Source organism: Pseudomonas oryzicola, from assembly GCF_014269185.2.
Lineage (GTDB): Bacteria > Pseudomonadota > Gammaproteobacteria > Pseudomonadales > Pseudomonadaceae > Aquipseudomonas > Aquipseudomonas oryzicola.
The window spans coordinates 3,355,609-3,376,118 of sequence record NZ_JABWRZ020000001.1; the positions used below are offsets into that span (position 1 = coordinate 3,355,609).

Sequence of the window (20,510 nt, forward strand, 5' to 3'; positions counted from 1 at the left end):
CGGCCACCCGGTTGCACCGGTGTCGACGTACGCTTTGTTATTGGAAGGAATGCCCGGCATGGTACGCGTCACATCCGGGCCTCACAACCGCGGGGCAGGCAGAAGGGGTACCATGCGCGCTTCATGTGAGACGCGTGTGCAACCAGGAGCCTTTCCCACGCATGGACAAGCAACTTCCCCAACAGCAGTGGCTGCAGGCAGTCACCGCCTATGCCCAGGCCGTCAATGACTACGTCACGCAGGGCCGCGCGCACGGCTGGGACCACCTCGAAGCACCGCAGGCCGCCGCGACCGAGCACTTGCTGGAGGCCTGGCTGGCAGCCCTGCAGGCGGCCAACCGCCCCGGCGTCGATGACCAGCAGCGCCGGGCCTTCCGCGAGGCCTGGCCGCCTGCGCACCATCCCTTGGTGCCGTTGCTCGATACCCACGGCCAGGCTATCAGCAGCCTCCTGCTGCTGGATGACGGCAGCCTGCTGGCGCGCATTGGCATGCCCTATGAAAAAGGCCAGGTCGTGCGTATCGATGACCTCGGGATAACGCCGGTGATTGGTGTCGAGCATTTCGGCCGCTGCCCTGGGCGTCGCTACTTCGCGTTAGCCAATGCCGAAGGCGTACGCGTGACCGATGGCTGGGGCGGTCGCCAGGTGCAGCGGCTGGCCTGGCCAACGGGGCTGGAGGGGTTGCCGCCAGGTTACCCGTTCGAGCCGTTCGAGCTACCGCCCACCCCCACCGCACTGATCCCCTTCCCGGATGGCCAGCGGGTATTGCTGGTGAGTGCCGAGGGTATCTTCCTGCTTACCAGCCAGGGCGCGACCCGGCTGCTGCCGCAGCAAGCACGGGTACTCGATGAACTGGCCGAAGGCAGCGACCCGGACGACATCAGCCTGGGGCTGAGCATGGAGCACGGAGCGGTGTCGGCGGATGGCCGCTTGATCGTGATCGGTGAGCAGGGAAGCCGCCACCTGGTGCTGGACGACCAGCTCAGGCCCGTAGCCACAATCGGGCCTGCCAGTGAATACCCGCACTTCGCCCTGTTCAACCGCACAGGGGACCAGCTGATACTCAACGCGTGCCATTTCTACAGCGGTGCCACACTGGCGGTCAGGGTGGCCGACCTGCCGGGGCTGGATACCGATTACTACAGCCAGGACCCGCTTACCCCACAGGTGCAGGACGGTGCACGGGTATATGCCGCCGTGGCGCGCGATGGCGAATACATCGTCGGGGATGCCTATGGTTACCTGCGGGCATTTGGTGAAGATGGCGTGGAGCACTGGCAGCATTACCTGGGCTCGACCATCAGTGCCATGGATATCAGTGCCGACGGGCGGACGCTGGTGGCGGCCAGCCATGCCGGGTTCGTTTCGCTGATTGCACTGGATAGCCAGCGGCCAGCCTGGCAGATTGGCACCGGAGCACATGGCGAGGTGCGGCGCTGGTTGTTCTGGAAAGGCTGGGACAAGCCGCTGGCCTGGTAACCGCACGCGCTGGCCCGCTTCCATCGGCACTGGCCCTGTGGCAGCGGGCGTGCCCGCGACGAGGCCGCCAGGCAAGTGTTCGATCAGCCCTGGAGTGTGGCCATGTCGATGACGAACCGGTACTTCACATCGCCGGCAATCATCCGCTCGTAGGCCTGGTTGATGGTGCGGATATCCAGTAGTTCGATATCACAGCGAATGTCGTGCTCAGCACAGAAATCCAGCACTTCCTGGGTTTCGGCAATCCCGCCGATCAGAGATCCGGCCAGCACCCGACGCTTCAACACCAGATTGGCCGCATGCAGCGCCGGGTCGATCGGTTCGATCAGGCCCACCAGAATATGCACGCCATCGAACTTCAGGGTTTCCAGATAGGGATTGAGGTCATGCTGGACCGGGATGGTGTCGAGCAGGAAATCGAACCGCCCGGCAGCCGCGCACATCTGCTCGGCATCGGTGGACACGATGACATGGTCGGCGCCCTGGCGACGCGCCTCGTCGGCCTTGGCCTGCGAACGGGTGAACAGCGTGACCTCGGCGCCCAGGGCCTTGGCCAGCTTGATACCCATGTGGCCCAGGCCGCCCATGCCGAGAATGCCGACCTTGTGGCCGGGGCCGACGCCATGGTGCTTCAGTGGCGAATAGGTGGTGATACCGGCACACAGGATCGGGGCCGCGCTGGGCAGGTCCATGCCGGCCGGGATGCGCAGCACGAAATGCTCGCTGACCACGATGCTGCTGGAGTACCCACCCATGGTATTGCTGCCGTCGACCCGGTCCGGGGTGGCGTAGGTCATGGTCGGGCCTTCCAGGCAGTACTGCTCCAGGTCCTTGGCGCAGGCTTCGCAATGGCGACAGGCGTCGACCATGCAGCCTACGCCAACCAGGTCACCGACCTTGTGCGCAGTCACCTTGTCCCCCACTGCGGTGACGCGGCCGATGATCTCGTGGCCAGGCATCAGCGGATAGACGGCAATGCCCCATTCGTTGCGTGCCTGGTGGATGTCGGAGTGGCACACGCCGCAATACAGGATTTCGATGGCGACGTCGTCCGGGCGCGGGCTGCGGCGTTCGAAGGTCATGGGGGCCAGGGGGCTGGTTGGCGTCTGGGCGGCGTAACCGATGGCAGTGTACATACAGGGCCTCGCTGTGGAGTGAAACGATTCAGGCGGCGGATTTTGCCCGCCATGTACCGCCCCGCCCACCGCTGATCCTCCGGCATTCATGCCTGTTTCTCCGAAAATGTGCTGCCGCAGCTGGCGCCCAGCCTACAATCTGCGATGATCAAACTGTCTGATTCTCTGCCCTGGTCCATCATGCAATTGACCCGCCACGTCGATGCCAATGCGTCGCTTTGCGCACTGATCCGCAGCCTCGCCACGCGTCCGGGCTTCGTGCCCACCTGCCTTCCCCAAGTCCAGGTCCTGAGCTGGGACCACTATGTGGCCAGCAGCCCGCAGATCTACGAACCCAGCCTGATGATCCTGGCCCAGGGCAGCAAGCTCGCGCGCCTGGGGCTGCGCACCCTGGAGTACGGTGCCGGGCATTATCTGGTGCAGGCCTTGTCGGTGCCGTTCATGTGTGAAACCTTCGCCACCCCCGAAGCGCCGTTGTTGGGCGTGGCGGTGCACATCGACCGTGGCGTGCTGGGAGAGCTGGTACAAAGCATGAACCTTGGCACCCATGCAGCAATGCAGGCGCAAACCCCGCAATCGATGACCTCGGCGGCCCTGGATGCACCGATGCGCGACTGCGTGGAGCGGCTGTTGCGCTGCCTGCAGGACCCAATGGATGCCAAGGTGCTGGGCCCGGCACGGGTACGCGAAGTGCTGTATACCGCCTTGCGTGGCCCGCAGGCGGATGTGTTGCGGGCACTGGTCGAGCAACAGGGGCATTTCGCGCGCATTGGCGCCGCCCTCGCCCACTTGCGCGAGCGCTATGCCGAGCCACTGAGCGTGGAAGCGCTGGCCGCGCGCGCCAACATGAGCGTTTCAACCTTCCACGAGCATTTCAAGCGCTGCACTGATATGGCGCCGATGCAATACCTCAAGCGCCTGCGGTTGCTCAAGGCACAGCAGATGCTGATTGGAGAAGGCCTGGGGGTGGCTCAGGCCGCACACCGGGTGGGGTATCAGAGCACCTCGCAGTTCAGCCGCGAATACAAACGCCAGTTCAACCGCAGCCCCGGAGACGAATTACCCTATCAAAGCTTGCCGGTTTGATGTGATGGGCTTTGCAGCCGGGCAATTTCAAGCCTTCACTGGCGCTCGACCATCGCCATGATGGCGGCCTGCAGTTCGGCCTTGGCCGCCTCAGCCTCCAGTTCTCCCGCCGCAGCCGCCTGGGACAAGGCATCTGCCGCCCCCACCAACAGGCGCATGCCAGCGGCCCCGACGGTACCGCTGGGCGAAAAACCGGCCAGTGCCTCCCGGCACTTGTCCAGGAATGGCTGCTCATAGGCCCGCTTGAGCGCTTCCATCTCCGGCGAACCGGCCAACGCGGCCGAGACGCCAGGTATTTCCAGCCCCTGGCTCATCGCGCAGTCGACGTAGGCTTCGGCAATCACCCAGGCGCGGCTGGCCAGGCTGGCGTCACAGCGCGCCAGGGCCTGCTCCAGCATCCGAGACTGGCGGGCATCGTATTCCTGATACAGCGCCACCAGCAGCCCGGTACGGGTTTCGAAATGGTCATAGACCACCGGCTTGGTCACCCCCGCCTGCTCGGCCAGACGGCCCAGGCCAAGGGCATCGGTGCCCTCCTCGCGTACCAGCTGCCAAGCCACATCGAGCAACTGGCGACGGCGCTCTTCGCGGCTGAGGCGCTTGCGCGAGCGGGTTGGATGATCGCTTGACATCGCCTACCTACCAAAAGTAACTTACTAAACGTAACTTACCTTGAGTATATAGCGCTGAAGGTGATCCTGCATCCCCGTTCTGGAGTGTTCATCATGCACGCCTTGATCGTTGTCGGTCATCACGACCCACACTCACTGACACACGCCCTGGCCCGGCAGGTCGCCAATGGCCTGGCCAAAGCCGGCCACAGCAGCGAAATCGCCGACCTGGCCAGTGAAGGTTTCGACCCGCGGTTCGGCCTGGCCGACCATGCCGTGCACCGCCGGCTGGCCGCCCCGCCGACGGATGTCCGCAAGGAGCAGGCACGTATCGATCGCGCCGATGCACTGGTACTGGTATACCCGATCTACTGGTGGTCACTGCCAGCCCTGCTCAAAGGCTGGGTTGAACGGGTGTTCAGCAACGGTTGGGCGTTCGATTTTGACGGCAGCACCACCGTGAAGAAATTGCGCGGCATGAAGGTGCACCTGGTCGGCGTCGCCGGCGCCGACCGTGGCACCTTTGAACGGCATGGTTATGGCGAAGCGATGCGCGTGCAGATCGAGCACGGCATCTTCGACTATTGCGGCGCCGAGGTGCTCAGCTCCAACCTGCTGGACGATAGCGAAGGCATGGACCCGACCCCACACTTGCGCACGGCACATGCACTGGGTGAACGCTTGTTCGCAGATTGCGAGGTGGCGGCCTGAATCAGTACGACAGCGGCCACTGCGCCAATGGCCAGTAGGCACCCTTGCGCGACTCGTAGAGGGTGAAATGGCGGACAGCGAGGTAGAAATCCGGCGCGCTGCCGGCCTCTGGCGGCTGGCCGCGAAAATCCCTTGCCAGTGTCAGGTGCGGGCGATAGTCGCGGCTGGCCGCTTCCATCCCTAGCGGCAACAGCGCCTGCTGCAGGCCGTACACCAATTGCAACAGCGCGCCAGGTGGTTGCTGTGCCTCCAGTACCAGGGCGTTGGCCCGCTGCCACACCTGCAAACGATCGAGTAGCAGGCGAGCTGGTGTGGCGGGTAGCGCCAGTTTATCGACCGCCGCGCAGATCGCGGGCACCTGGGCGACATCCACATCGCCGAGAAACAGCAGCGTCACATGGAAATTGGCAGCCGGCACCGGCTTGCCGCTGCGCAAGTTCAGGCTGCGTCGCCACTGGGCCAGCGCCCGTCGCTGGGAATCGCCTACCGGCAACGCGAAGAACAGCCGCTTGAAGGGGGTGCCAGTGCTTCGTACATCCTGAATCATGGGAACTCCCTAGCACGAAACGTTTGCGCAAGACTGTAGGGTATTACACCTAAGTCGCCCCGGTGTTTCGTAACAATTGATACAAACTACCCCCATGATTGTTTATGCTGGTGGGCTAATGCCATGGCGCATGGCCATTTTTCGACAAGTAAACGTCCATGAAAATTGCACTCGTACTCCTCTTCGTCCTCTCGATCGCCTATGTTCACCTGCGCGGTCGGGTACGCCACAAGCTGACCCGTCAGCTGGGCGATCACTCCAGCTTCCTGGCCCCGGTCAACAGCTTCCTGTACCTGTTTTCCACACACCCGGCCAAACCTTACCTGCCGGTGGAAGCCTTTCCGGAACTGCAGACGCTGCAGGACCACTGGCAGGAGATCCGCGAAGAGGCTCGCCAGTTGCTGCACGTGGGCGAAATCAAGAAGTCCGACAATTACGATGACGTCGGTTTCAATTCCTTCTTCAAGACCGGCTGGAAGCGCTTCTACCTGAAGTGGTACGGCGAAAGCCACCCATCGGCAATGACTCTGTGCCCGCGCACCACCGAGCTGCTCAAAGGCATCGGCACGGTCAAGGCCGCGATGTTCGCCACCCTGCCACCGGGCGCCAGACTGGTGCGTCACCGTGACCCGTATGCCGGCTCGTACCGCTACCACCTCGGCCTCGACACGCCCAACGATGACGGTTGCTACATCGACGTGGACGGCGAGAAGTACTCCTGGCGCGATGGCGAGGGTGTGGTATTTGACGAGACCTACATCCACTATGCGGCCAACACCACCGAGCACAACCGCATCATCCTGTTCTGCGATGTCGAACGCCCGCTCAAGTACCGCTGGGCAACCGCGTTCAACCGTTGGTTCAGCCGCAACGTCATGGCCGCGGCCGCCGCACCCAACGATGCTGGCGACAAGACTGGTGGCATCAACCGGCTGTTCACCCGTATCTACAAGATCCGCGAGCGGGGCAAAGCACTGAAAAAGCGTAACCGCACCCGCTACTACCTGGAAAAGTGGGCGTTCGTCGCTGCACTGGTGCTGGTGTTCATCTACATCTGACCGTCACGCTGGCAATTGCGCAAGCGGCCATGCCCGGCCGCTTCAAAGCTGGCCAGCACCAAAGTACAAGTCTCACTTCCCGCGCTTCGACTAGCCTGAAAGCTCCACTCGCAACCTTACCAAGGTGAAGACAATGAGCATGATGGACTGGGACGCCTACCGTAAGCAGTTGATGGCCGGCATCGGCGATCTCAAGCAACTTTCCCCCGACACCGTTGCCGGCTACATGACCGCCAGCGGCGCTGGCGCCAAGACCAACCACCTGGACGCCAAGACCCGCGAGCTGATTTCCCTCGCCGTGGCGGTGACCACCCGCTGCGACGGCTGCATTGCCGTGCACTCGCAGCAAGCCGTCAGGCACGGTGCCAGCCGCGAGGAAATCGCCGAGGCCCTCGGCGTGGCCGTGGCGATGAATGCCGGTGCCGCGCTGGTCTACTCGGCACGGGCCATGGATGCAGTGGGCAAAGCCAGCGACTGAGCGCAATCGGCGTCGCCGCCCTTGCGCGACGGCGCCGCGCCAACCAGACTGGGCGGCCCAGCCCTTGCAGGAACCCGCATGATCCACATCCGCCCCATGACGGCCGAAGACTTCGAACGCTTCTGGCCCACCTTCCAGGCTGTCGTCCAGGCCCGGGAAACCTACGCATTCGACCCGGCGCTGAGCTTCGAGCAGGCGCGCCAGCTGTGGCTGGAACTGCCGTTGCGCACGCTGGTCGCCGAGGCTGACGGCGAATTGCTCGGTTCGTACTACCTCAAACCCAACGCCGCCGGGCCTGGAGCACACGTGGGCAATTGCGGCTACATGGTCTGCGCGCGCGCCCGTGGGCAGGGCGTGGCGCGCTTGATGTGCGAACACTCACAGAAACTGGCGCGCCAGGAGGGGTTTCTGGCGTTGCAGTTCAACTCGGTGGTCGCCACCAACGAGGTGGCGGTGGCACTTTGGCACAAGCTCGGCTTCGAAACCGTTGGCCGTTTGCCCAGGGCCTATCGCCATGCCAGCCTGGGGCTGGTGGACTGCCTTGTGATGTACAAGTGGCTGGCGGATGAGCCGGTGGTGGAGAAACCGCCGCTGCTGATCGGGCGCAAGAATATCGAGGCGCGGGTTTCACGTCGCCGCGGGCGCTAAGCGCATCTTCCACGCGGTCACGCCCCGCCCCACAACTATCGGCCGCTCGCCAGGCTGGCGCCGTACCTGTGGGAACGGGCGTGCCGGCGAAGAGACCGGTGCAGGCAAAAACCACTACCAACCCGGGACGATTTAGTTATAAGATAACGTTTCATTTGACATTCATTCCTAGCAGCGACCCGTCATGACAAGCGCCAGTGCCCCCCCCACCCTGCTCACCCAGCGCCTGCAGAGCATCGATGCCCTGCGCGGCCTGGTGATCCTGTTCATGCTTCTCGATCACGTGCGCGAAACCTTTTTCCTGCACCGCCAGGTCAGCGACCCGATGGCCATCGACAGCACCGAGCCCGCGCTGTTCTTCAGCCGCACCCTGGCCCACCTGTGCGCCCCGGTGTTCGTCCTGCTGACCGGCCTGTCGGCCTGGCTGTACGGCGAGAAGCACCAGGGCCGCAGTGATGTCTCGGCATTCCTGTTCAAGCGCGGGCTGTTCCTGGTGGTGCTGGAGTTCACCCTGGTCAATTTCGCCTGGACCTTCCAGCTGCCGCCCAGCGTCATCTACCTGCAGGTGATCTGGGCCATCGGCATCAGCATGATGGCCTTGTCGCTGCTGGTCTGGCTGCCACGTGGCGCGCTGATCGCCCTGGGTGCAATCCTGGTCGCCGGGCATAACCTGCTCGACACAGTGCACTTCGATGTCGGATCGGCGCTGCATGTACCTTGGGCGATCCTGCATGATCGCGGCTGGCTGGAAGTCTCCGACAACCTGCGCCTGCGCACTTCCTACCCGGTACTGCCGTGGATCGGCGTGATCGTTCTGGGCTATGGCCTGGGCCCGTGGTTCGGCCGCAGCAGCGATAACGGCCTGCGCCGGCAACGCTTGCTGCTGGCCGGCCTGGTAGCGCTGCTAGGCTTCGTCGTGCTGCGCCTGTTCAACGGCTACGGCGAGGCACCGTGGAGCATTTACCCTAGCCTTACGCAAACCCTGATGAGCTTCTTCAACATCACCAAGTACCCGCCGTCGCTGCTGTTCCTGGCGTTGACCCTGGGTTGCGGCCTGCTGTTGCTGCGTGCCTTCGAACGCGCCGGGCAGGCGCGCTGGATCAATGGCCTGGCAGTATTCGGCGCAGCGCCGATGTTCTTCTACCTGCTGCACCTGTATGTGCTGAAGCTGCTCTACCTCGCCAGCGTGGCGCTGTATGGCCGCAATCAGGGTGACTACTACGGTTTCGATGGAATCACCGCCGTGTGGCTAGGCGCGGTACTGCTGGCGTCTGCACTGTACCTGCCAGTGCGCTGGTTCGCCCGGCTGAAGGCGCGGCGGCGCGACATGGCCTGGCTGAAGTACTTCTGAAAAGCGTTTTCAGCCGGCGGCGCGATGGTCTACCATGCCGGCCGCCGGTTTCCATCCACGGAATCAATAGGGAATCCCAGGCCCAACCAAACGGGCCAAACGGAACTGCCCCCGCAACTGTAGGTGCCGAGCCTGCTCCAACGACGCCACTGGGTGATTGCCCGGGAAGGCCGGAGCCAGGCTATGACGCACCAGTCAGGAGACCTGCCGGCCTACATTCACCAACCGGCGGGGTGTCCGGGATTGGCCATCAGTGTTGCCCCTGCTGCTGCCGCGGGGGCTCGGCGATGCCTGTCCGCGCGTTCCTCACCAGAACTGTCCGATAGGAGATCGCCCAGCATGTTGCCCCGTTTCGCCACCCTGCTCGCCGGCCTCGGCCTCGCCGGCCTGGCGCAGGCCGCAGCGACCCATTACCCGCTGACCGTGGATAACTGCGGCAAGCCGCAGACCTTCGCCCAGGCACCGGAACGCGCCGTCACCATTGGCCAGGCCAGCACCGAGATGCTCTACGCACTGGGGCTTGGCGACAGGCTGGCAGGCACTTCGCTGTGGTTCAACAACGTGCTGCCCGAGTACCAGGTACAGGATGCCAAGGTGCCGCGCCTGGCCGACAACGAGCCCAGCTTCGAGGCGGTGGTTGGCAAGCGCCCACAACTGGTTACGGTACAGTTCGAATGGATGGTCGGTGCCCAGGGCGCGGTAGCCACCCGCGAACAGTTCGACGAGTTGAAGATCCCCACCTACCTGCTGCCATCGGACTGCGAAGGCAAGGACAACCTGGTCGGTGCCGACGGCACCCGCCTGCAGGCGTTCCGGGTCGACAGTATCTACAGAAGCATCAGCCAGCTGGCCGAGATCTTCGACGTGCAGGCGCGCGGCAGCGCCCTCAACGCCGAGCTGAAGGGCCGCCTGGACAGCGCCAAGGCACAGCTCGCTGGCAAGGACTTGTCCACCACCTCGGCGCTGTTCTGGTTTTCCAGCGCCGACCTGGGCATCGCGCCCTATGTAGCGGGCCGCCAGGGCGTTGCCGATTTCATGCTGCGCACCCTCGGCGTGCGCAACGTGGTGACCTCCACCGAAGAATGGCCAACCGTCGGCTGGGAAACCCTGGCCAAGGCCAACCCCACCTGGCTGATCATTGCCCGCATGGACCGCCGCCGCTACCCTGCCGATGACTACCAGAAGAAGCTGGCGTTCCTGCGCAGCGACCCGGTAACCCGCCACATGGAAGCGGTGAAGCACAACCGCATCATCGTCCTCGATGCCGATGCCATGCAGGCCGGCATTCGCCTGTTCAGCGGCCTGCAGACCTTGTCGGCCGCCTTCGCCAGCGGTAACGCAAGCCAGTGATAATGCGCTTCTCATTTTCCATCACGGTGGCCCTGGCGGCATTGCTGGTGGCCGTGCTCGCCGGTACCGCCATCGGCGAGAGCAACCTGGCGCCTGGTGTGGTCGCCCAGGTTCTGGCCAACCAGCTGTGGCAGGCCGGTTACCCGGTCGATCCGATCGATGCCGGGATCGTCTGGAACTACCGCCTGACCCGCACCCTGGTTGCCGCAGCCTGCGGCGCCGGCCTGGCCACCTGCGGCGTGGTCCTCCAGGCGCTGTTGCGCAACCCGTTGGCCGAACCTTACCTGCTGGGGTTGTCTGCCGGCGCCTCGACCGGTGCAGTACTGGTCGGCCTGCTGGGCTTCGGCAGCCTGGCGTTGAGCATGTCCGGCGGAGCCTTCGCCGGTGCCCTGGCGGCATTCGCCCTGGTGCTGGTACTGGCTCGCGCGGCCGGCAGCGGCAGCAACAACGCCCAGGTGATCCTTGCTGGTATCGCCGGTTCGCAACTGTTCAATGCCCTCACCGCATTGCTCATTACCATGTCGGCCACTGCCGAGCAGGCGCGCGGCATCCTGTTCTGGCTACTGGGCAACCTCAGTGGCGTACGCTGGCCTTCGGTGTGGCTGGCCGTGCCGGTGGCGGTGTTCGGCTTGCTGGTGTGCCTGTGGCACCGCCGCACGCTGGATGCGTTCACCTTCGGTGCCGACTCGGCGGCATCGCTGGGCATACCGGTGCGGCGTACCCAGTTGCTGCTGATCAGCTGCGCGGCGCTGGTCACCGCCGTCATGGTGTCGATCGTCGGCGCCATCGGTTTCGTCGGGCTGGTGATCCCCCATGCGCTGCGTCTGCTGCTCGGCCCGGGGCACAGCCGCCTGCTGCCCGCCAGCGCACTGGGTGGCGCATTGTTCCTGATTGCCGCCGACATCCTGTCGCGCACCCTGATCCCGGGCCAGGTCATCCCCGTGGGTGTGGTTACCGCACTGATCGGCGCACCGGTGTTCGCGTTGATCCTGGTCAGCCGTCGGGGGCGCCCATGACCGCGTTGATCGCTGCGAACGTTTCGCCCCTGGTTTGCCAGGGTCTGTGCCTGCAGCTGGCTGGCAACGACGTGTTGTGCGAGGTAGACCTGCAAGTCGTCGTCGGCGAAACGCTGGGCATCGTCGGCCCCAACGGCTCTGGCAAGTCCTCATTGCTGAAGGTGCTGGCCGGGCTGCGCAAGCCAGGCAGCGGCAGCGTGCAGTTGCTGGGCGAACCGCTGGCACAGTTGCCCCGTCGGCGTATCGCCCAGGCCCTGGCGCTGGTCGAACAGCAGGCCGAAACCCTCGATGCGATCAGCGTGTTCGACGCCGTTGCCTTGGGCCGCACCCCCTGGTTGTCGGCGCTGGCGCCGTTCTCGCGCGAAGACCAGGCCATCGTCGAGCAGGCGTTGGCCGACCTCGACGCCCTGCACCTGCGCACGCGCCTGTGGGGTTCGCTGTCCGGTGGCGAACGCCAGCGCGTGCACATCGCCCGCGCCTTGGCGCAACGGCCGCAGGTATTGCTGCTGGACGAGCCGACCAACCACCTGGATATCCAGCACCAACTGAGCCTGCTGCAACAGGTGCAAGCGCTACCGGTGACCACCCTGGTGGCGCTGCATGACCTCAACCAAGCGCTCACCTGCGACCGCCTGGCAGTGCTCGACAAGGGCCGCCTGGTTGCCCTCGGCAAGCCACTCGAGGTGCTGACGCCAGAACGCCTGCTGAGCACCTTCGGCGTGCGCGCCCATTACCTCACCGACCCCTTCGACGGCGCGCGCATCCTGCGTTTTCGCGCCCCCTGAACAGGAAGTTCTACCATGTCGCGCCCTGTTGCCCTGCTGCTCGCCAGCACCCTGCTGGCCCCGACCGCGCTGGCCGATTCCGCGCAATCGCACAGCAATGGCTTTGTCGCGGATGGCAGCTGGAGCCTGCTCAACCGCAGCGTATTCGACCAGCGCGACTACAAGCACGGTGGGCGCAACAGCGCGGCGCGCAACGCCTACAAGCCGCGCAATGAACGTAACGGCAAGGCTGAGGAATGGGCCTATGGCCTGATGGCAACCTTGCAGTCCGGTTTCACCCAGGGGCTGATCGGCGTCGGGGTCGATGCCCACGCCTACCTGGGCGTGCAACTCGACAGTGGTGGCGGGCGGGCGGGCAAGGCGCGCCTGCTCGCGGTCGATAACGCCGGGCACCCCAAGAGCGATTACAGCCGTGCCGGCGCGGCACTGAAACTACGCCTGTCCGATACGGTGCTGTCCTACGGTGAGCAAAGGGTCAAAACCCCGGTATTCAGCGCCTCCGATAGCCGCCTGCTACCGGAAACCGTCACCGGCCTGTTGCTCACCAGCAACGAACTCGACAACCTCAAACTGGTGGCCGGGCACTTCACCGAGGACACCGACCGCAATGCCTCCAGCCACGACCAGGGCTTCGTGGTGAACTATTCCAACGGCCGCCAGGGCAACAGCTTCGACCTGGCTGGCGTGGCATGGGACCCCGGCGCCGCTTGGCGCGGCAGCCTGTACACCTCACGCTATCAGGACAGCTGGAACCAGCATTACCTGGGCAGCACCTTCAGCCACGCCCTGGACGAACGCCGTAGCCTCAGCCTGGACCTCAACCTGTACCGCACCACCGACACCGGCAAGGCGCTGTCCGGGCGCATCGACAACACCACCTGGAGCCTGGTCTCGCGTTACGACCAGGGGCCGCACGGTTTCAGCCTGGGCTGGCAGCAGGTGCACGGCAATACGCCCTTCGATTACGTGACGCGTGGTGCGATCTACCTGGCCAACGCGGTGCAGATGTCCGACTTCAACGCGCCCAACGAAAAGTCGTGGCAGGCACGTTATGACCTGAACATGGGCGCCTACGGTGTACCGGGTTTGAACCTGACGGCCTTGTATGTGCGCGGCTTCGATATCGATGGCACGCATGTCGACCCAGCGGGCGGTTATGCCTACCTGGGGTATGGCAAGGGAGGCAAGCATTGGGAGCGCGACCTGGAGGCGCGGTATGTGGTACAGGCTGGCAAGGCCAAGGGCACCGCGTTTTCGCTAAGACATAACGTGCATCGGGGGAATACGGCCCAGGCAGAACTGGACGGGGACCAGATCCGGTTGGCGGTGGAATGGCCGTTATCGGGTGCGTTCTGATGGGCCGCGTCAGCCGAATCGGGGCTGCCAGGCAGCCCCGGGGTCTCTCAGGCGAGCGAACTGCCGGCAGGCTGCAACCCCCACTGCGCCCGCTCCTGTGCAGTCATCGCCGCCACCACCTCGGCAAACGTACGCTCAAGCTCCGAACTGACATTGCCAAACGCCTGGTAATTGGTCAGCAGATAGCGCTTCACTGTCCTGGGCCAACGTCGTTCCTTGTGCGCCGCATTGATGATGCTCTTGGCGTCGTGATAGGTCGCCCCACGCCACAGGTCCATCAACCTGTTCTCGAAATCACCGAAGGTCCACAGGTCTCTGCGGTCTTCGAACTCATCCAGCAGTTTGAGCTTGTACAGGGCCAGGTGTGGCATCGTGAATCTCCTTGGTGCAATGAACAATCCGTGCACCCGGAAGGTAAGCAAGGCAGGCAGGTTTTGAAATGAACGCGTAGATCATCAACCCAGGACCTTTGTAGGCATTTTCTGAGCCGTCAACGCAGCAACAACTGCAGGCGAAGGCAAATGACGGGTCGTCGTGGCCCGGCTGACATCGGTATAATCCTCGCTATCACTGCCCGACCAGGCCACGCCATGCCTCGCTTCCTCACGTTGCTGTTGCCCCTGCTGCTGACTGCTACCCTCACCGCCTGCGACCAGAAGCCCTCGCGTGAACAACAGATCCTGGCCCAGTTGCCCCTGCAGGATGCCTATGTGCACAACATCGAGCGCATGGCCGCGCTACTTGGCCGCAGGCACCCGCAGCTGTCGCAGGCGACCATCGAAGATGTGCTACGCAAGCACCTGACCGTCGAAGACCAGCGCCAGGACCTGTTCCGCCTTTACAGCGAAAAGAACTTCAGCGATGCCGAGTTCGCCACCATCGTCGAGGCCACTCAGGATCCGGCCAAAGCCCGCGCCCTGGAAGACACCGAAGCCGGTAAGCGCCTGGGCGAGAAACTCTCTGCCCTGATGCGCGAGACAGCCCGCGACGCAAAAGTCCAGGCCCTGGCCGAGCAGCGCATGCGACAGGTGGAAGACGAACTCGACGCGCTGGAAAAGACAGGCTCGTGAATACGGTTTCCCATCGCGTTCATAACGCGTAAGGTTATTCCTATTTGGTAGATGCTTATTCCATTATTCGAGGTCAGGATTGCCACACAGTAAGCATGGAATTCGCCTGGATCTGCGCACACTCATCCTGGTGCTCTGCGCCCTTACCGCTTTGGTCATGCTGTGCGCCAGCTATTTTGCCAGCTACCGGGTGCAGCGCCAGCTGCTGATCGACCACGCCCTGGAGGCCAACCGGGTGTACGCGATGAAGCTGGCCAGCATTACCGAGACCTTTATCAGCAATGCCCAGCAACAGTTGTCGTTCAGCGCTGGCGTGCAAGGGCGGCAGCTAGGTGATGCCAAGGCGCTGCTGGCCGAAACAGACCGTGTCCTGAGCCAGAGCATGGCCTTCAACTCCACCTTTGTAGTCGATGCCAATGGTGTGCTGTTGGCCGTCTCTCCTGCGCCGCTGCGGCATCTGGTCGGCAACCGCGTACATACGCCCGGTGTCCAGGAGGCGTTGAACGCGCGCTCGCCATTGGTGTCGACGCCCTACATGTCAGCAGCCAACAACCTGGTAGTAGCACTGTCGCAGCCCATTTTCGACAGCGATGGTCGCTACCTGGGGTATGTCGGCGGCAGCCTTTACCTGCGTGAACGCAACATTCTCAACAGCCTGCTGGGCAAGCATTTCTACAAGGACGGTTCTTACCTGTATGTGGTCGACCGCAACCGTCGGTTGCTCTACCACCCCGACAGCCAGCGGGTGGGTACGGTGGTCGAAGGCAACGCACTGATCGACCAGCTGGCTGCGTTGAGCAGCGGGACCCGCCAGGTGACAAACAGCCAGGGCGTGGAGATGCTTGCCGGTTTCGCCACCGTGCCCAGCGCCGGCTGGGGCGTGGTTGCGCAGCAGCCCCTGGCGCAAACGATTGCGCCATTGAACCACCTGGTCCTGACCGTGGTGGGGACTTCCGCCCCCTTTGCGCTGATCGGCAGCCTGTTGCTGTGGTGGCTGGCCATGACCATTGCCCAGCCCCTCTGGCAACTGGCCGCCGGCGCCCGCTCGATGGACCGCGCCGGCACCGCCGAGCGCCTGCATCGGGTATCGGCCTGGTACTTCGAGGCAGCCCAGCTCAAACGCGCGCTGCTGTTCGGGCTCAACCTGCTGCATGAGCGCATCGGCCGGCTCAACCGCGATGCCCAGACCGACCCGCTGACCGGGCTGGGCAACCGCCGCGGCCTGGAGTTCAGCTTGTCATTGCTGGAGGCCGAAGGGCGGCCGTTTGCCGCCATCGTGCTGGATATCGACCATTTCAAACGGGTCAATGACAACCACGGCCATGAAGTGGGTGACCAGGTGCTGCGCCGGCTGGCAGAGTTGATGCGCCGCTGCTGCCGCGAGGGTGACCTGCTGTGCCGCACCGGCGGCGAGGAGTTTCTGATGCTACTGCCAGGGGCCAGCGTGGACGTGGCGGCGGTGGTGGCCGAGCGGTTGCGGGTGACCGTACAGGATACCCCGGTCGAGCCGGTAGGTGCGGTTACGATTTCGCTGGGAGTGGCACGCTGGGATGTTGAGACTGGTGGTGAGCCGGGGTATGTGCTGAGTGCCGCGGACCGGGCGCTTTACCAGGCCAAGCAAGAAGGAAGGAACCGGGTTGTCATTGCCTGAGGCCATGTACCGCGACGGGCTGCACGGCAGCGCTCGGCAACCACAGGCGAACGCGCTTCCCGTCCATTGATCCGGGTTCGCTGAAGGTGGTGTCGACCTTGGCACCGACACCACCAATCAAGACATCTCCTACATACGAACCCCATAAAGCCTCTGGGCATTGCCACAGCCGATACGGGCCCGCAAATCGGAAACGCATCGCCACAGCCATAGGCCGCCCCCTAGACCGAGGCCACCGCACCGATGAAATTCGCCAGCTCCGCCGTCTGCGGCGCAGCGAACACTTCACGGGGGTTGCCCATTTCATGCACCTTGCCCTGGTGCATGAACACCAGCTTGTCGCCCACTTCACGGGCGAAGCGCATCTCATGGGTGACCATGATCAGCGTCATGCCTTCGCTGGCCAGCTGGCGCACCACGCCGAGCACTTCGTTGACCAGTTCGGGGTCGAGCGCCGAAGTGATCTCGTCGCACAGCAACACTTTCGGTGACATGGCCAGGGCGCGGGCGATCGCCACCCGCTGTTGCTGGCCACCGGAGAGCCGGTCGGGGTAGGCATCGAACTTCTCCGCCAGCCCCACCCGCGCCAGCATCTGTTCGGCCAGGCGGCGCGCTTCGGCGCGGCTGGTCTTCTTCACCACCTGCGGCGCCAGCATCACGTTCTCGCCCACGCTCAGGTGCGGGAACAGGTTGAACTGCTGGAACACCATGCCCACCTTCTGACGCAAGGCGCGCAGGTCGGCGCGGCTGGCGTCGAGGTATTCCCCGCCCACCTCGATCACCCCGTCGCTGATCGACTCCAGGCCATTGAGGGTGCGCAGCAAGGTGCTCTTGCCCGAGCCGCTGCGGCCGATGATGGCCACCACCTCACCTTCCTCGATGCTGAGGTCGACGCCCTTGAGCACGTGGTTGTCGCCGTAGTACTTGTGCAAAGCAGACACTCTAAGCAGGGGCATGCAGCCTCCTTTCCAGGTAACGGGCGCTCAGCGAGAGCGGATAGCAGAGAATGAAGTAGCCCAGCGCGACCAGGCCGTAGACCATGAAGGGTTCGAAAGTGGCATTGGCCAGCATGCCGCCGGTCTTGGTCAGCTCGGTGAAACCGATGATCGAAGTGACGGCGGTGCCCTTGACCACCTGCACCGAAAAGCCCACGGTCGGCGCCACGGCGATACGCAGCGCCTGCGGCAGGATGACGTGGCGCAGCTGCTCCAGCCGGCTCAACGCCAGGCTGCCGGAGGCTTCCCACTGGCCACGCGGGATCGCTTCGACACAACCGCGCCAGATTTCGGCGAGAAAGGCACTGGTGAACAGCGTCAGGGCAATGGCCGCAGCCAGCCACGCCGAGACATCGAGGCCGAACAGGGCGATACCGAAGAACACCATGAACAGCTGCATCAGCAGCGGCGTGCCCTGGAACAACTCGATATAGCCACGCGCCAGGCCGCGCCACAGACGCTGCCCGGACAGCCGTGCGACCAGTACCAGCAAGCCGGCCACGCTGCCGCAGAGAAACGCCACCAACGACAGCAGCAAGGTCCATTGCAGGCCGATCAGCAAGTTGCGCAGAATGTCCCAGAAGGTGAAATCCATCAGCGTCTCCCCATCAGCAGGCGCTGCCCCAGCCACGCCAGCAACTGGCGCAGGAGAATGGCCATGAGCAGGTACAGTGCAGTGGTCAGCAGGTAGGTCTCGAACGCGCGGAAGTTGCGCGACTGGATGAAGTTGGCGGCAAATGACAGCTCTTCGGTGGCGATCTGCGAACACACCGCCGAGCCCAGCATGACGATCACGATCTGGCTCGACAGCGCCGGCCAGACCTTGGCCAGCGCAGGCTGCAGCACCACATAGCGGAAGGCTTCGAAGCGGCTCATGGCCAGTGCAGCGGCGGCTTCCAGCTGGCCCTTGGGAATGGCCTGGATGCCGGCCCGGATGATTTCGGTGGAATAGGCTCCAAGGTTGATCACCATGGCCAGCACAGCCGCCTGCCACTCGGTCAGGCGCAGGCCCAGCGCCGGCAGGCCGAAAAAGATGAAGAACAGCTGGACGATGAACGGCGTGTTACGGATCAGCTCGACATACAGGCCGAACAGTGCATCGAAAGGCCGCACGCGCCAGGCACGCACACCGGCGCCCAGCACACCGATGGCCACGCCCAGCAGCGTGCCAACCGCCGTCAGTTGCAGGGTGAACCCGGCGCCCTTGAGCAACAGGTCGGCCTGGGCCAGCACCGGGGCAAAGTCGAATTCATAAGCCATGTCTACAGGCTCCAGGCAACACTCAAAGGTCCGCCGGCAGCGGTTGCTTCAGCCATTTTTCGGCATTGCGGTTCAGGCTGCCGTCCGCCTTGGCGGCGTCCAGCGTGGCGTTGACCTTTTCCAACAGCGCCGGCTCGTTCTTGGCCACGCCCACGTAGACCGGCGAGTCCTTGAGCTTGACCTTGACCACCGGCACCTTGGCCGGGTTCTTCTCGGCGATGGCCGCCATCACCACACTGCCACTGGCGATCAGTTCGACCTGGCCGGAGAGGTAGGCGGCGATGGTCGAGTTATTGTCTTCGAAGCGCTTGATCACCGCGCCCTTGGGCGCCACGGCGCTGAGCTCCATGTCTTCGATCGAGCCACGGGTGACGCTGATGGTCTTGCCATCGACCGCGTCGATGCCGGCGATGTCCACGTCGGCCGGGCCGAACACTGCCAGGTAGAACGGCGCATAGGGGCGCGAGAAGTCGATTACCGCGGCACGCTCGGGGTTCTTGCCCAGGCTCGAGACCACCAGGTCGACCTTGCCGGTGGTGAGGAACGGGATGCGGTTGGTGCTGTTCACCGGCGTCAGTGCCAGCTTCACGCCAAGCTTGTCGGCCAGCAACTGCGCGGTATCGATGTCCAGGCCACGGGGCTTGAGATCGGGGCCGACCGAGCCGAAGGGCGGGAAGTCCTGCGGCACCGCCACTTTCAGCACGCCACGGGCGCTGATGTCGGCCAGCGCATCGGCCTGGGCGGTTGGCAGCGCCAGGGCGCCGCTGCAGAACAGGCTGGCCAGGAACAGGGTGCGGAATGTCTTCATCGAACGGCCTCGCAGAGATCAGGAGAAAGAAGGTGCCCGCTGGGCAGTGCACAGGGCATGCCAGCATGCGCTGCAACCCTGCACGCACCTGACGAAGGCGCGAACTGAACGGTCTTACTGGTCTGAACAGTCGGCAGGCATTGATCACTGGTCAAATGGCCACGCCCCGCTTTTGTGCAGCACGCCGCCCCTTGCGCCAGCACGGCGCAACGCTTGCCAGGGCTGGGCAATAGCCGTAAAAAGCCATGGTCATCGCCCTCCGACCGGTCTGAACAGCATGCTCGACACCCTTCCCCGCGCCGTCCCCGAACAGGCCCTGCAAGGCATCCGTAAACTGATCGATGAAGGCGCCTATCAGCCCGGCGATGCCCTGCCCTCGCAGCGCGACCTGGCCGAGCGGCTGGGGGTCAGCCGGGCGTCGCTGCGCGAGGCCCTGTCTTCACTCAGCGCCCTGGGCCTGGTCAGCGTGCAGCCGGGCAAGGGCGTGTTCGTGCAGGTACCGCCGCCCGCGGCGTTCATCTGGCCCTACGCCGAACAGGTGTCGGCCAGCGACACCTTCCAGCTGCGCTACGCCCTGGAAGGGTTTGCCGCCGGTCAGGCGGCGCTGGCGCTGACGGCGGACGACATCGACCGCCTTGAGGAAAATGTCGAGGCGATGCGCCAGGAGCTGCGTGCTGGCCACTTCGAAGCCGCTGCCCAGCTGGACTACGCCTTCCACCAGTTGCTGCTGCAGGCCTGTGGCAACCACGCCATGCTGCAGGTAATCACCGCCAGCCAGGACATCTTCCTGGAAAGCCAGAAGCTGCCGTTCATTCGCCCGGAGCGGGCCATGGAGACCTGGCAGGAACACCGCAAGATCCTTCGCGCCCTCAGCCGTCGCTCGCAGGCCGCGGCGCAAAAGGCGATGCAGGAGCACATTCGCAATGCAGCTTCACGCACCGGGGTCGTGTTTTCCGTATAGCGCCTGTCCCAAGCGGTCGAAACAGGCATCCCGAGGTCGCCCTGAACGAAGCGCGCCGCTGCCCGACTCGGTCTACTGGCCCTGATAACAACGATGGCGTGCTGAAGCGTGCCACATTCATCCAGGCTGCCTATGGAAACCGGAGAGCTTCCGT

General features: G+C 64.2%; 22 protein-coding genes and 1 riboswitch. Of the genes, 14 read left to right on the forward strand and 8 right to left on the reverse strand.

The features are described from left to right. The first annotated feature begins 161 nt into the window (after nt 1–161). The gene (locus tag HU760_RS15415; protein WP_186675583.1) at nt 162–1,478 is read left to right on the forward strand and encodes a PQQ-binding-like beta-propeller repeat protein; all 1,317 of its coding nucleotides are present in this window, start codon (nt 162–164) and stop codon (nt 1,476–1,478) included. Between the two features lie 83 nt (nt 1,479–1,561). Here the strand turns inward: HU760_RS15415 and calA are convergent, their stop codons facing one another. After that, nucleotides 1,562–2,614, reverse strand: coding sequence for a vanillin reductase (gene calA, locus HU760_RS15420; RefSeq protein WP_186675585.1), 1,053 nt, complete (start codon nt 2,612–2,614; stop codon nt 1,562–1,564). Nucleotides 2,615–2,794: 180 nt separating this feature from the next. Here calA and HU760_RS15425 point away from each other — a divergent pair, with 180 nt between their 5' ends. After that, entirely contained in the window at nt 2,795–3,700 is a 906-nt protein-coding gene (locus tag HU760_RS15425; RefSeq protein WP_186675587.1) for an AraC family transcriptional regulator, read from the forward strand. Between the two features lie 35 nt (nt 3,701–3,735). Here HU760_RS15425 and HU760_RS15430 read toward each other — a convergent pair whose 3' ends face one another. Then, the gene (locus tag HU760_RS15430) at nt 3,736–4,332 is read right to left on the reverse strand and encodes a TetR/AcrR family transcriptional regulator (protein ID WP_186675589.1); all 597 of its coding nucleotides are present in this window, start codon (nt 4,330–4,332) and stop codon (nt 3,736–3,738) included. 93 nt (nt 4,333–4,425) lie between these two features. On the opposite strand from HU760_RS15430, the gene HU760_RS15435 reads away from it, so the two are divergent. Beyond that, nucleotides 4,426–5,022, forward strand: coding sequence for an NAD(P)H-dependent oxidoreductase (locus tag HU760_RS15435; RefSeq protein WP_186675592.1), 597 nt, complete (start codon nt 4,426–4,428; stop codon nt 5,020–5,022). Nucleotide 5,023: 1 nt separating this feature from the next. On the opposite strand, the gene thpR is transcribed toward HU760_RS15435, so the two are convergent. Then, nucleotides 5,024–5,569 (reverse strand): RNA 2',3'-cyclic phosphodiesterase, encoded by a 546-nt coding sequence (thpR, locus tag HU760_RS15440; protein WP_186675607.1) that lies wholly within the window; start codon nt 5,567–5,569, stop codon nt 5,024–5,026. 158 nt (nt 5,570–5,727) lie between these two features. On the opposite strand from thpR, the gene lpxO reads away from it, so the two are divergent. The 8 genes from lpxO to HU760_RS15480 all read left to right on the forward strand — a co-directional run bounded on the left by lpxO (nt 5,728) and on the right by HU760_RS15480 (nt 13,611). Further along, complete coding sequence (gene lpxO / locus HU760_RS15445; RefSeq protein WP_186675613.1) at nt 5,728–6,627, forward strand: lipid A hydroxylase LpxO; 900 nt, start codon at nt 5,728–5,730, stop codon at nt 6,625–6,627. 133 nt (nt 6,628–6,760) lie between these two features. After that, nucleotides 6,761–7,105 (forward strand): carboxymuconolactone decarboxylase family protein, encoded by a 345-nt coding sequence (locus HU760_RS15450; protein WP_186675615.1) that lies wholly within the window; start codon nt 6,761–6,763, stop codon nt 7,103–7,105. A 78-nt stretch (nt 7,106–7,183) separates the two neighbouring features. Further along, nucleotides 7,184–7,753 carry a GNAT family N-acetyltransferase gene (locus HU760_RS15455; protein ID WP_186675619.1) on the forward strand — a complete coding sequence of 190 codons (570 nt, stop codon included), beginning with the start codon at nt 7,184–7,186 and terminating at the stop codon, nt 7,751–7,753. Between the two features lie 184 nt (nt 7,754–7,937). Continuing rightward, entirely contained in the window at nt 7,938–9,104 is a 1,167-nt protein-coding gene (locus HU760_RS15460) for an acetyltransferase domain-containing protein (protein WP_186675622.1), read from the forward strand. 28 nt (nt 9,105–9,132) lie between these two features. Beyond that, a riboswitch (cobalamin riboswitch) is annotated at nt 9,133–9,330 on the forward strand. Between the two features lie 113 nt (nt 9,331–9,443). Beyond that, complete coding sequence (locus HU760_RS15465) at nt 9,444–10,454, forward strand: ABC transporter substrate-binding protein (RefSeq protein ID WP_186675626.1); 1,011 nt, start codon at nt 9,444–9,446, stop codon at nt 10,452–10,454. Nucleotides 10,455–10,456: 2 nt separating this feature from the next. Further along, nucleotides 10,457–11,470 carry a FecCD family ABC transporter permease gene (locus HU760_RS15470; RefSeq protein ID WP_186675628.1) on the forward strand — a complete coding sequence of 338 codons (1,014 nt, stop codon included), beginning with the start codon at nt 10,457–10,459 and terminating at the stop codon, nt 11,468–11,470. After that, the gene (locus HU760_RS15475; RefSeq protein WP_186675630.1) at nt 11,467–12,255 is read left to right on the forward strand and encodes an ABC transporter ATP-binding protein; all 789 of its coding nucleotides are present in this window, start codon (nt 11,467–11,469) and stop codon (nt 12,253–12,255) included. Before HU760_RS15470 ends, HU760_RS15475 begins: the two co-directional genes overlap by 4 nt. A gap of 15 nt (nt 12,256–12,270) precedes the next feature. Further along, entirely contained in the window at nt 12,271–13,611 is a 1,341-nt protein-coding gene (locus HU760_RS15480) for an OprD family porin (protein WP_186675636.1), read from the forward strand. Between the two features lie 47 nt (nt 13,612–13,658). On the opposite strand, the gene HU760_RS15485 is transcribed toward HU760_RS15480, so the two are convergent. Further along, on the reverse strand, nt 13,659–13,982 hold the full coding sequence (locus HU760_RS15485) for a hypothetical protein (protein WP_186675638.1): 324 nt from the start codon (nt 13,980–13,982) through the stop codon (nt 13,659–13,661). Between the two features lie 219 nt (nt 13,983–14,201). On the opposite strand from HU760_RS15485, the gene HU760_RS15490 reads away from it, so the two are divergent. After that, nucleotides 14,202–14,681, forward strand: a complete 480-nt coding sequence (locus tag HU760_RS15490) for an FHA domain-containing protein (RefSeq protein WP_186675937.1) — start codon at nt 14,202–14,204, stop codon at nt 14,679–14,681. Nucleotides 14,682–14,760: 79 nt separating this feature from the next. Then, a complete protein-coding gene (locus HU760_RS15495; protein WP_186675649.1) occupies nt 14,761–16,332 on the forward strand; it encodes a sensor domain-containing diguanylate cyclase in 1,572 nt (523 codons plus the stop codon). Nucleotides 16,333–16,553: 221 nt separating this feature from the next. Here HU760_RS15495 and HU760_RS15500 read toward each other — a convergent pair whose 3' ends face one another. From HU760_RS15500 to HU760_RS15515, 4 genes are read right to left on the reverse strand one after another with little or no spacing between them, the layout of a single operon-like run. Then, the gene (locus tag HU760_RS15500) at nt 16,554–17,288 is read right to left on the reverse strand and encodes an amino acid ABC transporter ATP-binding protein (protein WP_186675651.1); all 735 of its coding nucleotides are present in this window, start codon (nt 17,286–17,288) and stop codon (nt 16,554–16,556) included. Next, nucleotides 17,275–17,925 (reverse strand): amino acid ABC transporter permease, encoded by a 651-nt coding sequence (locus tag HU760_RS15505; protein ID WP_186675939.1) that lies wholly within the window; start codon nt 17,923–17,925, stop codon nt 17,275–17,277. Before HU760_RS15505 ends, HU760_RS15500 begins: the two co-directional genes overlap by 14 nt. Further along, nucleotides 17,922–18,587 carry an amino acid ABC transporter permease gene (locus HU760_RS15510; protein ID WP_186675654.1) on the reverse strand — a complete coding sequence of 222 codons (666 nt, stop codon included), beginning with the start codon at nt 18,585–18,587 and terminating at the stop codon, nt 17,922–17,924. The genes HU760_RS15505 and HU760_RS15510 overlap by 4 nt, the downstream gene beginning before the upstream one ends. 22 nt (nt 18,588–18,609) lie before the next feature. Continuing rightward, a complete protein-coding gene (locus HU760_RS15515) occupies nt 18,610–19,395 on the reverse strand; it encodes a transporter substrate-binding domain-containing protein (RefSeq protein ID WP_186675657.1) in 786 nt (261 codons plus the stop codon). A 277-nt stretch (nt 19,396–19,672) separates the two neighbouring features. Between HU760_RS15515 and HU760_RS15520 the strand changes: the two genes are divergently transcribed. Continuing rightward, a complete protein-coding gene (locus HU760_RS15520) occupies nt 19,673–20,356 on the forward strand; it encodes a FadR/GntR family transcriptional regulator (protein WP_186675659.1) in 684 nt (227 codons plus the stop codon). Nucleotides 20,357–20,510 lie beyond the last annotated feature (154 nt).

Bases quoted from the DNA above. Each gene is read 5' to 3' on its own strand.
- HU760_RS15415 (WP_186675583.1), top strand. From the start codon at position 162: ATGGACAAGCAACTTCCCCAACAGCAGTGGCTGCAGGCAGTCACCGCC.
- calA (WP_186675585.1), bottom strand. From the start codon at position 2,614: ATGTACACTGCCATCGGTTACGCCGCCCAGACGCCAACCAGCCCCCTG.
- HU760_RS15425 (WP_186675587.1), top strand. From the start codon at position 2,795: ATGCAATTGACCCGCCACGTCGATGCCAATGCGTCGCTTTGCGCACTG.
- HU760_RS15430 (WP_186675589.1), bottom strand. From the start codon at position 4,332: ATGTCAAGCGATCATCCAACCCGCTCGCGCAAGCGCCTCAGCCGCGAA.
- HU760_RS15435 (WP_186675592.1), top strand. From the start codon at position 4,426: ATGCACGCCTTGATCGTTGTCGGTCATCACGACCCACACTCACTGACA.
- thpR (WP_186675607.1), bottom strand. From the start codon at position 5,569: ATGATTCAGGATGTACGAAGCACTGGCACCCCCTTCAAGCGGCTGTTC.
- lpxO (WP_186675613.1), top strand. From the start codon at position 5,728: ATGAAAATTGCACTCGTACTCCTCTTCGTCCTCTCGATCGCCTATGTT.
- HU760_RS15450 (WP_186675615.1), top strand. From the start codon at position 6,761: ATGAGCATGATGGACTGGGACGCCTACCGTAAGCAGTTGATGGCCGGC.
- HU760_RS15455 (WP_186675619.1), top strand. From the start codon at position 7,184: ATGATCCACATCCGCCCCATGACGGCCGAAGACTTCGAACGCTTCTGG.
- HU760_RS15460 (WP_186675622.1), top strand. From the start codon at position 7,938: ATGACAAGCGCCAGTGCCCCCCCCACCCTGCTCACCCAGCGCCTGCAG.
- HU760_RS15465 (WP_186675626.1), top strand. From the start codon at position 9,444: ATGTTGCCCCGTTTCGCCACCCTGCTCGCCGGCCTCGGCCTCGCCGGC.
- HU760_RS15470 (WP_186675628.1), top strand. From the start codon at position 10,457: ATGCGCTTCTCATTTTCCATCACGGTGGCCCTGGCGGCATTGCTGGTG.
- HU760_RS15475 (WP_186675630.1), top strand. From the start codon at position 11,467: ATGACCGCGTTGATCGCTGCGAACGTTTCGCCCCTGGTTTGCCAGGGT.
- HU760_RS15480 (WP_186675636.1), top strand. From the start codon at position 12,271: ATGTCGCGCCCTGTTGCCCTGCTGCTCGCCAGCACCCTGCTGGCCCCG.
- HU760_RS15485 (WP_186675638.1), bottom strand. From the start codon at position 13,982: ATGCCACACCTGGCCCTGTACAAGCTCAAACTGCTGGATGAGTTCGAA.
- HU760_RS15490 (WP_186675937.1), top strand. From the start codon at position 14,202: ATGCCTCGCTTCCTCACGTTGCTGTTGCCCCTGCTGCTGACTGCTACC.
- HU760_RS15500 (WP_186675651.1), bottom strand. From the start codon at position 17,288: ATGCCCCTGCTTAGAGTGTCTGCTTTGCACAAGTACTACGGCGACAAC.
- HU760_RS15510 (WP_186675654.1), bottom strand. From the start codon at position 18,587: ATGGCTTATGAATTCGACTTTGCCCCGGTGCTGGCCCAGGCCGACCTG.
- HU760_RS15515 (WP_186675657.1), bottom strand. From the start codon at position 19,395: ATGAAGACATTCCGCACCCTGTTCCTGGCCAGCCTGTTCTGCAGCGGC.
- HU760_RS15520 (WP_186675659.1), top strand. From the start codon at position 19,673: ATGCTCGACACCCTTCCCCGCGCCGTCCCCGAACAGGCCCTGCAAGGC.